Below are 12413 nucleotides of genomic sequence, written 5' to 3'. Positions count from 1 at the left end.
TTCCTGAGTTGGCAGTCGGCGGACCGCTGTCTGCGCTTTGCAGTCGAGGATATTTGGGCTTTATGTCCGCTTGCTCATCATCAGAATGGGGCTAGCCAGGGCGAATGCGGGCGAAAGAAAATCTTTATGCCCGGTTCGTGCCTTCCAGCGCCAGACTGAACGTTGATTAAGCCCGATTCCCTATTTTCCGCTTGCACAGCGTGCGATGGCCGACGAAATGGCCTGCGGCAGCCCGGCGTGCGGCGGGGCGGCGTGCGGCAGCCCGGCGTGCGGCGGGGCGGCGAGGCCGCGGGCTGGGGTCTGGTATGCGGCGGGCTGGGTGTCAGGCGTGTGGCGGCCCGGCGTGCGGCGGCTCTACGGGGCAGGGGCGGGGGTGGTCGGGGGCTTGGCGTTGCGGAGGCGGATGGCGCTGAATCCGAGGGTGCTGGTGGTGACGGAGTGCCAGAAGGGCCAGAGGTTCGGGAGGACGCGGAGCTGGATGCCTGCCTGTTCGTGCAGGTCGAACAGGTTGCCGACGAGCTCGGGAGGGCCGAGCGGATCGACGGCCCCGGTGGTGACGACGGCGTGCGGGTCGGGCAGCGGGCGGAAGGGTGCGGCGGGGAGGCGGTAGGCGTACAACTGGACGGTTCTGATCGTCTCCAGCCAGGCGTACTCGACCGCATGGACCCGGGTCCCGCAGCCGGCACCGATGATCCGGTCCCGGTCGGCGTCGGAGGTCGTCGCGACGGTCCAGGCCATCGCGCGGGGGCACTGCCGGGGAAACCAGTAGTCGGGGGCCCGATCGTGATCGAGGGCCCACACGAAGGCGCCCGGTTGCGGCACGAACCGCTCGATCGCCGGGTCCTCCGAGAAGTGCAGCACCTGGCCTGGTCCGGGGCGCATCAGCGGGTGAGTTCCTGATAGGCGGCCAGCACGGCCGTGGTCCGGTCGGTGAGGTCCGCGGCCGTGGTGGAGCCGGGGTGCGGGGTGTTGTCGGTGTCCAGCAGGTAGTCGGCTTTGCGGAGGATCGCTTCGGCTTTGCGGAGGGCCTGCTGCTCGCGGATGAACTCGGCCGTCTCGTCGGCGAGCCGGGCCAGATGCTCGACCTGGCGTTCCACGTTCGCGTCGAGCTGGGACATGCGGGCCTGGGCGCGCAGGACCCGTTCGGCGACCTCGGCGCGGAGGTGGCTGCCGGCGGGGATGCCCTGGTCGAGGGCGCCGAGCTGGAGCTGGCTCTCCCGCACCCGGGCGCGGTCCGTCAGGATGCCCGCGAGGTCCCACAGCGCGGTTGCCAGGGTGGGGCTGGGGTCGTCCAGGTCGAGGTGGCGGCGCAGCGACGGCCAGTGGTGCAGGGTGAGGACCGCGGCGTCGCGGCGGAAGTCGTCCTGGTCGCACGGCACCGACGCGGCGGGGGCGCGCCGGCCCACGAGCGTGCTCGTCGCGCCCTCGCCCAGGAACAGTTTCACGTAGGGGAGATTAGCGGGGGAGCGTGGTCGGCGTAGCGTGGCTACCTGCGACATGGAGGGCGGGCGGCGATGGTGAGTGGGAGCACGCCGTTGCAGTTTCTGCACGGTGAGTGGGTGGTCCGGCGGGACATCACCGATCGCCGGTCCGGGCACAACGGTCTCTTCACCGGGCACGCGAGCTTCGAGTGGGACGACGTGCGGGAAACGCTGCGATACGAGGAAGAGGGCGAGCTCCGGTTCGCTGAGCATCGGGGTCCCGCGTCGCGGCGGCTGGTCTACGTGGCCGGGGTCGGGTCCGCGGTGGGCGTACGTTTCGCTGATGGTCGTCCGTTCTATGAACTGGATCTTCGGGATCAGCGGTGGGGTGCGGATCATCTCTGCGGGGCGGATCTCTACACCGTGACCGGGCTGATCACCGGGCCCGATTCGTTCGTGGAGACCTGGCACGCCGGTGGGCCCGGTAAGGACTACGACCTGGTGACGTATTACAGCCGGCCGGCGGCCTTCAGCGCGAGGTAGGCATCGGAGACCTTCGAGGCGAAGGTCTCGCGGGGTTCGTCGACGACCATGACGCCCTGCTGTTCCAGCAGGGCACGGACCCGGCCACGCTCGGCCAGGGCGAGTTCGGCGGCAGCGGCCAGGTGTACGTCGTCCGCGCTCGCGCCCTCGCCGGGCAGCTCGGCAAGCTGCGCGGTCTCCGGGTCACGCACGCTGGCCAGTATCACCCGGTGCTTGGTGGTGAGCCGCGCGAGCATCGGCAGCAGACCCTCCACGATCGGGGCGGCGTCCAGCGCCGAGAAGATCACGACGAGGGCGCGCTTGTGGCCGCGGCGCAGCAGGTCGCTCGCCGCCGGGCCGAAGTCCGTCTCGACGAGGCGGGGCTCCAGCGCCGCCATCGAGCTGATCAGCCGGGGCAGCTTGGTGCGGTGACCGCCGCCCTCGACCCGCGCCCGGACCTGGGAGTCCACCGCGAGCAGGTCGACCCGGTCGTCGGCCTTCGAGGCGAGCACGGCGAGCAGCAGCGCGGCGTCGATCGCGGCGTCGAGGCGGGGTTCGTCGCCGATGCGGGCCGCGGAGGTGCGGCCGGTGTCGAGGACACAGACCACGCGGCGGTCCCGCTCGGGGCGCCAGGTCCGGACCATCACATCATGGGTACGCGCGGAAGCCCGCCAGTCGATCGACCGCACGTCATCGCCGACCACGTACTCCCGGAGCACGTCGAACTCGGTGCCCTGTCCACGTCCCCGGGTGACCACGGCGCCGTCGAAGATCCGCAGCTTGGCCAGTTTCTCGGGCAGCAACCGCCGCGACGGGAAACGCGGCAGCACCCGCAGTGTCCACTCCGGTGTGATCGCCTCGTTCCAGCGCTGCCGCCGTTGCCGGTACGCGAGCCCGAGCGGCCCGTACGACCGCAGCGTCACGCGCACGGCGGGCCGGTCGCCGTGCCGCGTCGGGGTCAGCGTCGTGGTGATCGTCTGCTCCTGTCCGGCGAGCAGCCGCAGCCGGTGCTCGGCGTTGTCCGCGCCGGCCGACGGCACCCAGCGGTCACGCAGCCGGAGCCACATCGGACGCCCCGACGTGTTGGTGACCGTCAGTGTCGTGGTCGTCGTCGCTCCCAGCCACAACGTCTCGGCGCCGTCGCGACGCAGCGTCACGCCGTTCAGCGGCGCAGCGACAGCGGCGTCCAGCGCCGCCGCGGCGAGCGCGAGCGCCAGCACGGCGGCGGTCAGCAGCCACGGCGCGGGCAGCAGCGCCGGCAGGGGCACGCCCAGCGCCAGCAGCAGCGCGAAGCGCCTCGTGATCACGGCCGGCTCAGCGGGGCGCCGGGACGGCACCGAGCACGGAACGCAGCACCGAGTCGGTGGTGACGCCGTCCAGCTCGGCTTCCGCGCGCAGCCGTACCCGGTGGCGCAGCACGGGGATCGCGAACGCCTTCACGTCGTCCGGGATGACGTACTCGCGGCCGCTGAGCCACGCCCGCGCCTTGGCGACGGCGAGCAGCGCCGTCGTGCCACGCGGGGAGGCACCGAGCTCCAGCGCGGGGGCCACCCGGGTCGCCCGGGTCAGGTCGACGACGTACTCCAGGACCGGTTCGGCGACGGCGACGCGGCGTACGGCCTCACGCCCCGCGGCCAGGTCGTGCGCGTTGGCGACCGGGCCGACCCCGGCCGCCTTCAGGTCCCGCGGGTCGAAGCCCATGTGGTGGGCCCGCAGCACCCCGAGCTCCTCGTTGCGCTCCGGCAGCGGCACGGCGAGTTTGAGCAGGAACCGGTCGAGCTGCGCCTCGGGCAGCGGATACGTGCCCTCGTACTCGATGGGGTTCTGCGTTGCCACCACGATGAACGGCTCCGGCAGCTTGCGGGTCTCGCCGTCGGTGCTGACCGTGCGCTCCTCCATCGCCTCCAGCAGCGCCGCCTGGGTCTTCGGCGGGGTGCGGTTGATCTCGTCGGCGAGCAGCAGGTTGGTGAACAGCGGCCCGGCGCGGAAGTTGAACGCGGCGGTGCGCGCGTCGTAGATGAGCGAGCCGGTCACGTCACCCGGCATCAGGTCGGGGGTGAACTGGACCCGCTTGGTGTCGAGGTCCAGCGCCGCGGCGAGCGCGCGCACCAGCAGCGTCTTCGCCACCCCGGGCACGCCCTCCAGCAGCACATGGCCGCCGGAGAGCAGCGCGATGATCACGCCGCCGACCACCGCGTCCTGGCCGATGACAGCCTTCGCGACCTCGGCCCGCAGACGCTGCAGCGCGTCCCGGGCCGAGGCGGAGTCGCCGGATGCGGAAGACGTCACGTCAGATCCCCTCGTTCATTGCTGATAACCGTCCTGACCAGCCGCTGCACGTCCGAGGCGGCGCGGGCCAGCTCCTCGTCGCTGTCCTCGACCCCACCGCCGAGCAGATGCCGGACCTCGTTCTCCTGCAGGCCGGTCTGCGCGGCCACCCGATGGGCGACCTCATCGACCGTGCTGTCGGCCGGCATCCCGAAATGCACCATCAGCCGGGTACGCGCGGCGGCCTGCACGGTCGCCAGCGAGGTGCCGCGGGCGCGGGCCCTGCGGTAGAGCCCGCCCAGGCCGCGTACGGTCTCGGCGGCCCTGACCTGGACCGGCAACGGCTCCGCGACCGGCGTGCCCAACCGGCGGGCCGAGGCCAGCGCCAGGGCGATCCCGGCCAGCAGCAGCAGCGCGAGCGTCGCCCAGACGGCGGGCGGGAAGGCCTGTGCCAGGGGACTCCCGGCCACGCCCCCGCCGTCGTTGCTCTGCTCGCCCGGCTGCCCGCTCGGGTCCTCGGTCACCGGGGCCGGCTCCCCGTCGTCGTTCGACGGATCGTCGTCCCACGGCTCGGTGGAGTCCGGGTCGGGGGTCGGCTCGGCGGGGTCGGGCTCGGCGGTCGGCGCGGTCGGTTCCGGCGGCGCCTTCTCGCGTTCGTGCAGGTCCAGCCAGATCAGCCGGCCGTAGCGGGAGAGCAGGCTGACGGCGAGCGCGCGGTTGCCGTACTCGTCGGCCCGGTCGTTGCGGAACGGGTCCGCCGCCCCGACCATCGTCAGGTTCTTCACCTCGACCACGCTGTCGGAATAGCAGCGCACAGGTTCGGTGCGGAAGTCGCCGGTGTCGTAGCGCCAGCGCAGGGTCGCCGCAGGCCCGGCCTGGGCGAAGTCCTCGGTGCACCCCGGCTGGGGCGCGGCGGCTGTCCAGCGTGGCCCGGTGACCACCACGTCGAGGCCGGCGGCGTACACGGCGTCGGAGCCCGGCGCGACCATGACGACCCGGACCCGCGGCGGCAGCAGGGCCAGCCGCTCCAGGTAGTAAGGGTTGACCAGCTCCGGCGTGGTCACGAGCAGCGTCACGGCGTCGCCGTCGCCGACCGCCTCGATCGCCTCCGGGCTGGTGCTCCGCACGTCGATACGCACGCCGTCGCGGGTCAGATCATCGGCGAGACGCCGGGCACCGTCACCCGCGGTGCTCGTGGGGGACAGGAACGAGGCGTCGGTCGGGTCGGGCTGCTGCACCACGTGGACGATCACGGTCAGCGCCACCAGCACCAGCACCACGGCGAACGGCATGATCAGACGCAGGCGGCGCGGATTCCTCAGTCTCGGCATCCTCATCGTGCGCCGCCCGTCATCCTGCTTCGGACCTCGCCGGTCAGGGTTCGCATGTGATCGTCGTGGACGCGGTCCGCGGGGCGGTCGCCGTACCAGACCTCGGAGAACAGGTCGGTCGCGCCGCCGAGCGGTGCCGCCACCGCGGGTCGATGCTGGGCGGCGGACGCGGCGACCTCGGCGGCGGTGGTGCCCGGCAGCGGGGAGACGACCCCGGCCGCGGTCAGGTCGCCGACCACGTCACGCAGCCGCTGGCGGATCGCCTCCGCGTAGCGGCCCTCCGAGGCCAGACGGTCGGCGAGCAGCATGCCGTTGGGCAGCACGACCTCCGGCTCGAAGAGCGGCTCGCTTTCTTCCTCTTCCTCGTCCTTCTTCGGTGCCGGCGCTTTCTTGGTCTTGGGGCGTTTCGCCCGCTTCTTCCAAGTGGGGAGACGTGGCCAGCGGCGCGGGATCCAGCGTGGATACCAGTACCAGAGCGAGCCGAGCAGCCCGGCCGCCGCGAGCATCAGGAGCAGCAGCAGGCCGGGGGAGACGTGGTCGAAGACGGACGCGACGAACTCGTCCCAGACGCGGGTCACGGCGCCCACACCAGCGCGACCGCCGGATCCTCACCGCGGCTGCGCGCCCTGCTGACGGCGATGTCCAGCCCCTCGGTGCGGATCCGCGTCTCCAGGACCAGCACGGCGTCGACACAACCGAGCGCCGCATAGGCGACGGTGTTCGCGAGCGTCCACGCGATCGGTGCGGCCCAGCTCGACCAGTCGGGCAGCCCGCCACCGGTGAACAGGTCGAACGCGGCAACCCACCCGGCACCGAGCACGACCCGCACGGCGAGCCACGTCAGATATGCCGCCAGCCTCGTCCACACGCCCCGCAGCCCCCCGCGCGACGCCAGCCGGGCCGCGCGCACGAACGAGGGCCCCGCGCGGTCGATCACGATCACGCCGCTGACCAGGCCGAACAGCCCGTACGCGAAAATCCACCCGACGAACCCCGCGAACGCCGCGATCCCGCAGATGGTCCCCAGCACGATCGCGGTGACCAGCGTGCTGATCGGCCGCATCCGCGTCCACAGCTCCCTGTCCCGGACGCTCTGCCCCACCAGGGCCGGCCCGGCAGCCGCGGCGGCGAGCGCCCCGAGCACGCAGATGATGAAGCCCTCGATGCCGAACCCGGCCGACACCAGCGTCCACCAGGCCCCGAAATGCCCGTCCTCGGGCAGATAGAGCGGCGCGCTGACCTGCGCGAACCCCCGCAACGGGACCAGCACCGCCTGCTCGAGCCCCGCCAGCACGAACGCGGTGGCCAGCAGCGGCAACGCCCGGGCCCGCAACAGCGTCATGGCGGCATCCAGCAGCTCACCGAGCGTCATCGGACGCAGCGGCAGATCAGGCTGCGCAGACATGGCCGCGATCCTATGGGATCCGGCCATCCCCATGGGTCACGACCCGGCCCGGTTACGTTCACGTTGTTGATCTCGCCGATCGATGCATTCGCAGCTATGGTGCCTCGATGGGCGCCCACAAGGCGTCCGTGACCTCCCTTCGAAAGGTTCGGGTATGACCCTCCCCACGGGCGTATCACGGCGTAGCGTGCTCGGTGCCGCTGCCGCCGGTGTCGCCGCTCCTGTTTTCCTCGCCGGTGCTGCCGATGCGCACGGCAAGGGCGGGCACGGCGGCGCTCCTGCCCCCAAGACCTACGACCTGACCGTGCTCGGCACCTCCGACACGCACGGCAACGTCTACAACTGGGACTACTACAAGGACCTGGAGTACGACGACAGCGCGCACAACGACGTCGGTGTCGCGAAGCTCGCCGCCCTGGTGAACCAGATCAGGACCGAGCGCAAGGGCAAGGCCACGCTGGTGCTCGACGCCGGTGACACGATCCAGGGCACGCCGCTCGCGACGTACTACGCCAAGCAGGAGCCGATCACCACGACCGGTGAGCGGCACCCGATGGCGCGGGCGATGAACGTGCTGAACTATGACGCCATCACGCTGGGCAATCACGAGTTCAACTACGGGCTGCCGTTGCTGAACCTCTGGATCCGTCAGCTGGGCTTCCCGGCGCTGGCGGCCAACGCGGTCGGCGCTTCGAGCGGCAAGCCCGCTTTCACGCCGTACATCATCAAGAAGGTCTCGCTCGGTAAGGGCGCACCGACCCTGCGGGTTGGCATTCTCGGTCTGACGAACCCGGGCATCGCGATCTGGGACCGGGCCAACGTCGAGGGCAAGCTGGTCTTCAACGACATGGTCGCGACCGCGGCCAAGTGGGTGCCGATCATGCGGGCCCGCGGCGCGGATCTCGTGCTGATCTCCGCGCACGGCGGCGACAGCGGGACCAGCAGCTACGGCCCCGAGATCCCCAACGAGAACCCGAGCGCGCTCATCGCCGAGCAGGTTCCCGGCATCGACGCGATCCTGTTCGGGCACGCGCACAACGAGGTCGCGCAGCGCTTCGTCACCAACACCAAGACCGGTGTGCAGGTGCTGCTGTCCGAGCCGTCCAAGTGGGGACAGCGGCTCACCCGGATGGACTTCACGCTGGTCCGCGACAAGGGCCGGTGGAGCATCACCACCAAGAAGTCGGCGACGCTGAACACCAACACGGTCACCGCCGACCCCAAGGTGCTCGCCGCGGTCAAGGCCCAGCACACCAAGACGGTCGCGTACGTCAACCAGGTCGTCGCCACGTCCACCGAGGAACTGTCGGCCGCCGAGTCGCGGTACAAGGACACGGCGATCCTGGACTACATCAACAAGGTGCAGACCGACACGGTGACCACGGCGCTGGCGGGTGGCGCGTACGCGTCGCTGCCGGTCCTGTCGATCGCCGCGCCGTTCAGCCGCACCGCGGTCTTCCCGCAGGGCGACGTCAAGATCAAGGACGTGGCCGGGCTCTACATCTACGACAACACGCTCGAGGCCGTCGTCCTCACCGGTGCCGAGGTCAAGGCGTACCTGGAGTATTCCGCCAAGTACTTCGTGACCCTGCCGGTCGGCGCCACGCCCGACCCGGCGACCATCAGCGACTCCACGGTGCCGGACTACAACTACGACGTGCTCTCCGGCGTCGACTACGACATCGACATCAGCCAGCCGGTGGGCTCCCGCATCACCCGCCTGGAGATCGCCGGCGTCGCGGTGGCGGCCGACGCGCAGTTCGTGGTGGCGGTGAACAACTACCGGCGCAGCGGCGGCGGCAACTTCCCCGGCATCGTGAAGACGCAGGTCTACAACGCGCAGCAGGAGATCCGCCAGCTGCTCATCGACTGGGCGCAGGCCAAGGGCGCCATCGACCCGGCCGACTTCTACGTGCCGAACTGGAAGCTCGTGCGCGCGGGCGTACCCGTCTTCTAAAGCATTTGTCCGTGGCGCACCCGACCCCCCGTCGGGTGCGCCACGAGCCTTCTACTTGGCGGCCATCTGCTTCCAGGTGCCGTCCTTGTCGGCCGTCACCGTGACCTGCCCGGTCTTGCCGTCATTGAGCGTCAGATTGCACAGGTAGTCGCGGGTGCCGTCAGCCCGCCGCTCCGACGCCGCGTTGCACTCCGCCTTCGTCGCGGTGATGTTCGCCTTCGCCAGCTGCCCGTCGTGCAGCACCTGGTTCTCGACCGCACTCTGCGCCCGCGACTCCAGGAAATCCGTCACCGCCGGTTGGATCACGGTCAGCGAGATGACGAACCAGACGAACGAACCGGCGACCAGGGACACCGCCCAGGCGATCCAGTAGGGGGCGCCGCTGTTGCCGCCGCGCTGGGCCCGGTTGGCCCGGCGGGCCGCCGACACCACGCCGGCCAGACTGAAGAAGAAGGTCAGGACCGCCACCGGCCAGAGGGCCGGGGGCTGCGCCTTGGCCGCGTTGCGCATCGCTTCCGGATAGGGAACGAGCAGCCCACCCACAACCGGGACCTGGCTGTCGTACGCGGAGCCGGGTTCCGCTTCCCCGCCGGCCGCGGTGGGCGCCCAGGGGGGATTTGTCGGGTAGACGCCCTGCGGCGTGTAACTCTGCTGCGCCGGGGGCTGCTGCTGGGCGGTCTGGGCCTGGGCCATCGCTCGCTGGGCGGCGGCTTGCTGGGCTGCTACCAGCTGGTCCTGATCCTGTTGGCTCGTGGGATAGGGCTGGTTCGCGTAAGTCTGATCCGCCGGGTAACCCGGAGTCGCATAGTTCTGGGGCGCAGGCGGGTGGGGCGCCTGGGTGTGGGCTGCGGGGCTCTGCTGGGCGGGGTGCTGGGGGTAGGCCGAGGGTTGCGGGAAGGCCGAGGGCTGCGGGTGGGCCGGGGGCTGCGGAAAGGCCGGAGGCTGCGGGTACGGCGTGGGCTGCGGGAACGCGGCCCCGCCCTCCTGAGGGTAGAGCGGCTGCGCGTAGCCGGGCTGCGGCTCGATCGGGTGCTCGTAACCGGCCGGCGGATACTGTGCGTGCCCCGCGGCGAACGACGGATAGTCGGCGTTCTCGGAGCCGTACGGAATCTGCGTCGTCATTCGGGGGGCCTTTCCGGTAGCGGCAGGGGTGCAACTCCGCGCCGAGAACAACTGCATCGGCCGATATTCGGCCGACCTGAGTGAATGCCTTTGCGTGCTATTGCCGGGCCAACGCGTAGAACGTGCTGATCTGGGTGTCGGTCAGGGCCCTGCTCCAGATCGCGACCTCGTCGACGGAGCCGTTCAGGCCGGTGGAGGCGTTGTCCTCCGACACGGTCAGCGGCAGCGTCGTGTCGACCGCCAGGGTGCCGCCGGCGGCCTTGGTCGCGGTCATGACGCCGTCGATGTAGAGCTTCGCCGCCGTGCCGTCATAGACCCCCACCACGAAGTGGTAGCCGCCGGTCGTCGGCCATTTCGACTTGACCTCCTGCCGGACGCCGCCGGCATCGACGAGGAAACGCATGTCCACGCCGGAATCGCTGCTCCAGGAGAGCAGATAGTTGAGCTTGTTGGTGCCCGGGCCACCCTTGAAGACCAGGCGCCAGTTCGTGTTCGCGATACCGTCCGTCCAGGCCGCGACCGTCATCGGTCCGGAGATCGAATGCGCGGCGCTGGTGACCCCCGCGTACGAACGGCCGGTGCCATTCTTGAATTTGGTCGCGGTATTGGGGTCGACGCTCACCGCACCGGCCGCACCCACGACCGGGGTTCCGTAGAGAGCGAGCGGAACGGTGCCCATCTCGTCGGCGACCGACGTGGTGCTGGCGCCGCCCATCCGCCAGTACGAGACGGGGGCGGACGCTTTGACGGCCGCCGTGTAGAAGTAACTCGACTTCCATGCGTTCGCCTGGGTCGGGCTGATCGCGGAATAGACGGCGCCGGTACCCGGGCGGGCAAGACTGGTAATGACAACAAATCCGAGCACGGCCAGGAGCGCCACGCCTGCACGAGGGCGGTTCCGCCTGCGCGTTCCCCGGCGCTTTCGCACGGCTCCGCGCGGCCGTTTCCGCTTGGTGGCATGCGCGTTGACGCGCTTCCTTCTGCCTCTCAACTGCTGGGAGGAATCGCCTTTCTCGACCGGCCGGTCCTCAACTGCCGGGCCGCCCTGAGCCGATGGGCCGCCCTGAGCCGGCGGATCGTCGCTGTGGACGGCGGCGCGGCTGGGTCCGACGGCGGCGCGGCGGGTCTTGCTGGTGGCGCGGCGGGGTTCGGTGGCGGTGCGGCGGGGCTGGCCGGCGGTCGGTGGGCGGGGTCTGCGGCGGCGGGTCAGGGCGAACACGATGACGGCCAGGCCGGCGAGGGCGGGCGCGACGCGGCCGCCGTGGAGGCGTACCAGACCGGCCAGCGGAACCACGACGCGACCGAGCCCGATCAGCTGGTCCTTGGCGACGAGGCGCGAGTCAGCCTGGGCGTTCGCGTCACCGCGGGTGCGGAAACGGCCGTCCGGCAGCCGCTCGACGATCCGGTGCGTGACCGGCTGACCCCCGGCCGTCGCCGGCGCGATCACCACGACCTGCCCCACCTTCGGACCGGCGCCGATGCCCGGCGAAGCCAGCACCACATCACCCGGCCGGACCAGCGGAGCCATCGAACCCGAGGTCACCGTGTACGCCTGCCAGCCCCACAGCAACGGCACCACCGTCCACGCCGTGAGCGTGAGAACGGTGGTGACGACCATGACGAGCAGCCCCCGCCCGACGACCCCCGGCCACGTCACGACGCCTGGGCCTCCCAGTTGAACACCGCGGACGCGTTACCGTTCTGCGCACCGGCGACATTCTGCACGGTCACCGAGAACTTGTACGTCAGCGAATTGTTCAGCGTCGCATTCCACGAACCCAGCCCATTGGCGTAGCTGTTGTTCGCCGACCCGAAACTCGCGACCGTACCGCTGCTGAAGAGCGTGCCGCCGCTGACAAAGTTGGTGCAGTCGTTCGCCGTACCCGTGCCGGTCTCGATCTTCAGATCGAGATAGCTCGACAGCCCGCCGGAGATGCTGCTCCCGTAAAGTTTGATCTGCGCCGCCGAATTACCGGTGTACTTCACCGCGATGCACTTGGTGACGGTCTGCCCGCCGGCCAGCAGACTGTCATTGGCCTGACTGAACACCGCACTCGCCGAAATGGCACCATCGTTGCTGATCGCGGCGCCGCCGGTGGTCCAGGTGTTCGACTGCGTCGCGGTGGAACTGGTGATGACCGCCTGGGTGGTCCGCACGACCATGGTGGACGTGAGCGCGAATCCCAGCAGAACACCGGCAACGGTGGCGACATGGGTCCTGCTGAGTTGCATACTTTCTCCCGCCTGGTCCTTTGCTTTCTCGCCCGACCCGTATCGGTAGCGGAAATCCGATCCTGAGGCGTCGCAACCGCGTCACACCCAAGCTTGGGGCAGGCTTGAGCCGGCATTGAGCTGCGGGCATCGGGCAGGCAGATCGGCACGCGGGG

At 70.5% G+C, this 12413-nt stretch carries 12 protein-coding genes; 2 read left to right on the top strand and 10 right to left on the bottom strand.

Going from position 1 to position 12413, the window contains the following annotated elements; genetic code table 11:
- Window positions 1–354: 354 nt before the first annotated feature.
- Window positions 355–882 (bottom strand): DUF6886 family protein, encoded by a 528-nt coding sequence (locus Aco04nite_RS38475; RefSeq protein WP_213002161.1) that lies wholly within the window; start codon window positions 880–882, stop codon window positions 355–357.
- On the bottom strand, window positions 882–1445 hold the full coding sequence (locus Aco04nite_RS38470) for a hypothetical protein (protein ID WP_213002160.1): 564 nt from the start codon (window positions 1443–1445) through the stop codon (window positions 882–884). Before Aco04nite_RS38470 ends, Aco04nite_RS38475 begins: the two co-directional genes overlap by 1 nt.
- 69 nt (window positions 1446–1514) lie before the next feature.
- Between Aco04nite_RS38470 and Aco04nite_RS38465 the strand changes: the two genes are divergently transcribed.
- Complete coding sequence (locus Aco04nite_RS38465; RefSeq protein WP_213002159.1) at window positions 1515–1964, top strand: DUF6314 family protein; 450 nt, start codon at window positions 1515–1517, stop codon at window positions 1962–1964.
- On the opposite strand, the gene Aco04nite_RS38460 is transcribed toward Aco04nite_RS38465, so the two are convergent.
- Genes Aco04nite_RS38460 through Aco04nite_RS38440 form a run of 5 tightly spaced genes read right to left on the bottom strand, consistent with a single transcriptional unit; the run spans window position 1931 to window position 6947 of the window.
- Window positions 1931–3250, bottom strand: coding sequence for a DUF58 domain-containing protein (locus tag Aco04nite_RS38460; RefSeq protein ID WP_213002158.1), 1320 nt, complete (start codon window positions 3248–3250; stop codon window positions 1931–1933). The two genes, Aco04nite_RS38465 and Aco04nite_RS38460, sit on opposite strands and share 34 nt — an antisense overlap.
- Before the next feature lie 7 nt (window positions 3251–3257).
- Complete coding sequence (locus Aco04nite_RS38455; protein WP_203835032.1) at window positions 3258–4232, bottom strand: AAA family ATPase; 975 nt, start codon at window positions 4230–4232, stop codon at window positions 3258–3260.
- Window positions 4229–5542, bottom strand: coding sequence for a DUF4350 domain-containing protein (locus tag Aco04nite_RS38450; protein WP_213002157.1), 1314 nt, complete (start codon window positions 5540–5542; stop codon window positions 4229–4231). Before Aco04nite_RS38450 ends, Aco04nite_RS38455 begins: the two co-directional genes overlap by 4 nt.
- Window positions 5543–5544: 2 nt before the next feature.
- Window positions 5545–6120, bottom strand: a complete 576-nt coding sequence (locus tag Aco04nite_RS38445) for a DUF4129 domain-containing protein (protein WP_213002156.1) — start codon at window positions 6118–6120, stop codon at window positions 5545–5547.
- Window positions 6117–6947 (bottom strand): hypothetical protein, encoded by an 831-nt coding sequence (locus tag Aco04nite_RS38440; protein WP_213002155.1) that lies wholly within the window; start codon window positions 6945–6947, stop codon window positions 6117–6119. The genes Aco04nite_RS38445 and Aco04nite_RS38440 overlap by 4 nt, the downstream gene beginning before the upstream one ends.
- A 154-nt stretch (window positions 6948–7101) precedes the next feature.
- On the opposite strand from Aco04nite_RS38440, the gene Aco04nite_RS38435 reads away from it, so the two are divergent.
- Window positions 7102–8904 (top strand): bifunctional metallophosphatase/5'-nucleotidase, encoded by a 1803-nt coding sequence (locus Aco04nite_RS38435; protein WP_213002154.1) that lies wholly within the window; start codon window positions 7102–7104, stop codon window positions 8902–8904.
- A gap of 51 nt (window positions 8905–8955) precedes the next feature.
- Here Aco04nite_RS38435 and Aco04nite_RS38430 read toward each other — a convergent pair whose 3' ends face one another.
- From Aco04nite_RS38430 to Aco04nite_RS38420, 3 genes are all read right to left on the bottom strand, one after another.
- Window positions 8956–10026: a hypothetical protein gene (locus Aco04nite_RS38430; RefSeq protein ID WP_213002153.1), complete on the bottom strand. Its 1071-nt coding sequence runs from the start codon at window positions 10024–10026 to the stop codon at window positions 8956–8958.
- A gap of 97 nt (window positions 10027–10123) precedes the next feature.
- Complete coding sequence (locus tag Aco04nite_RS38425) at window positions 10124–11683, bottom strand: signal peptidase I (RefSeq protein ID WP_213002152.1); 1560 nt, start codon at window positions 11681–11683, stop codon at window positions 10124–10126.
- On the bottom strand, window positions 11680–12258 hold the full coding sequence (locus tag Aco04nite_RS38420) for a hypothetical protein (RefSeq protein ID WP_213002151.1): 579 nt from the start codon (window positions 12256–12258) through the stop codon (window positions 11680–11682). The genes Aco04nite_RS38425 and Aco04nite_RS38420 overlap by 4 nt, the downstream gene beginning before the upstream one ends.
- Window positions 12259–12413 lie beyond the last annotated feature (155 nt).

Source organism: Winogradskya consettensis (genome assembly GCF_018332715.1).
Taxonomy (GTDB): domain Bacteria; phylum Actinomycetota; class Actinomycetes; order Mycobacteriales; family Micromonosporaceae; genus Actinoplanes; species Actinoplanes consettensis.
This window is presented reverse-complemented; position numbering and strand designations above follow the sequence as displayed.

Bases quoted from the DNA above. Each gene is read 5' to 3' on its own strand.
- Aco04nite_RS38475 (WP_213002161.1), bottom strand. From the start codon at position 882: ATGCGCCCCGGACCAGGCCAGGTGCTGCACTTCTCGGAGGACCCGGCG.
- Aco04nite_RS38420 (WP_213002151.1), bottom strand. From the start codon at position 12,258: ATGCAACTCAGCAGGACCCATGTCGCCACCGTTGCCGGTGTTCTGCTG.
- Aco04nite_RS38435 (WP_213002154.1), top strand. From the start codon at position 7,102: ATGACCCTCCCCACGGGCGTATCACGGCGTAGCGTGCTCGGTGCCGCT.
- Aco04nite_RS38440 (WP_213002155.1), bottom strand. From the start codon at position 6,947: ATGTCTGCGCAGCCTGATCTGCCGCTGCGTCCGATGACGCTCGGTGAG.
- Aco04nite_RS38465 (WP_213002159.1), top strand. From the start codon at position 1,515: ATGGTGAGTGGGAGCACGCCGTTGCAGTTTCTGCACGGTGAGTGGGTG.
- Aco04nite_RS38430 (WP_213002153.1), bottom strand. From the start codon at position 10,026: ATGACGACGCAGATTCCGTACGGCTCCGAGAACGCCGACTATCCGTCG.
- Aco04nite_RS38450 (WP_213002157.1), bottom strand. From the start codon at position 5,542: ATGCCGAGACTGAGGAATCCGCGCCGCCTGCGTCTGATCATGCCGTTC.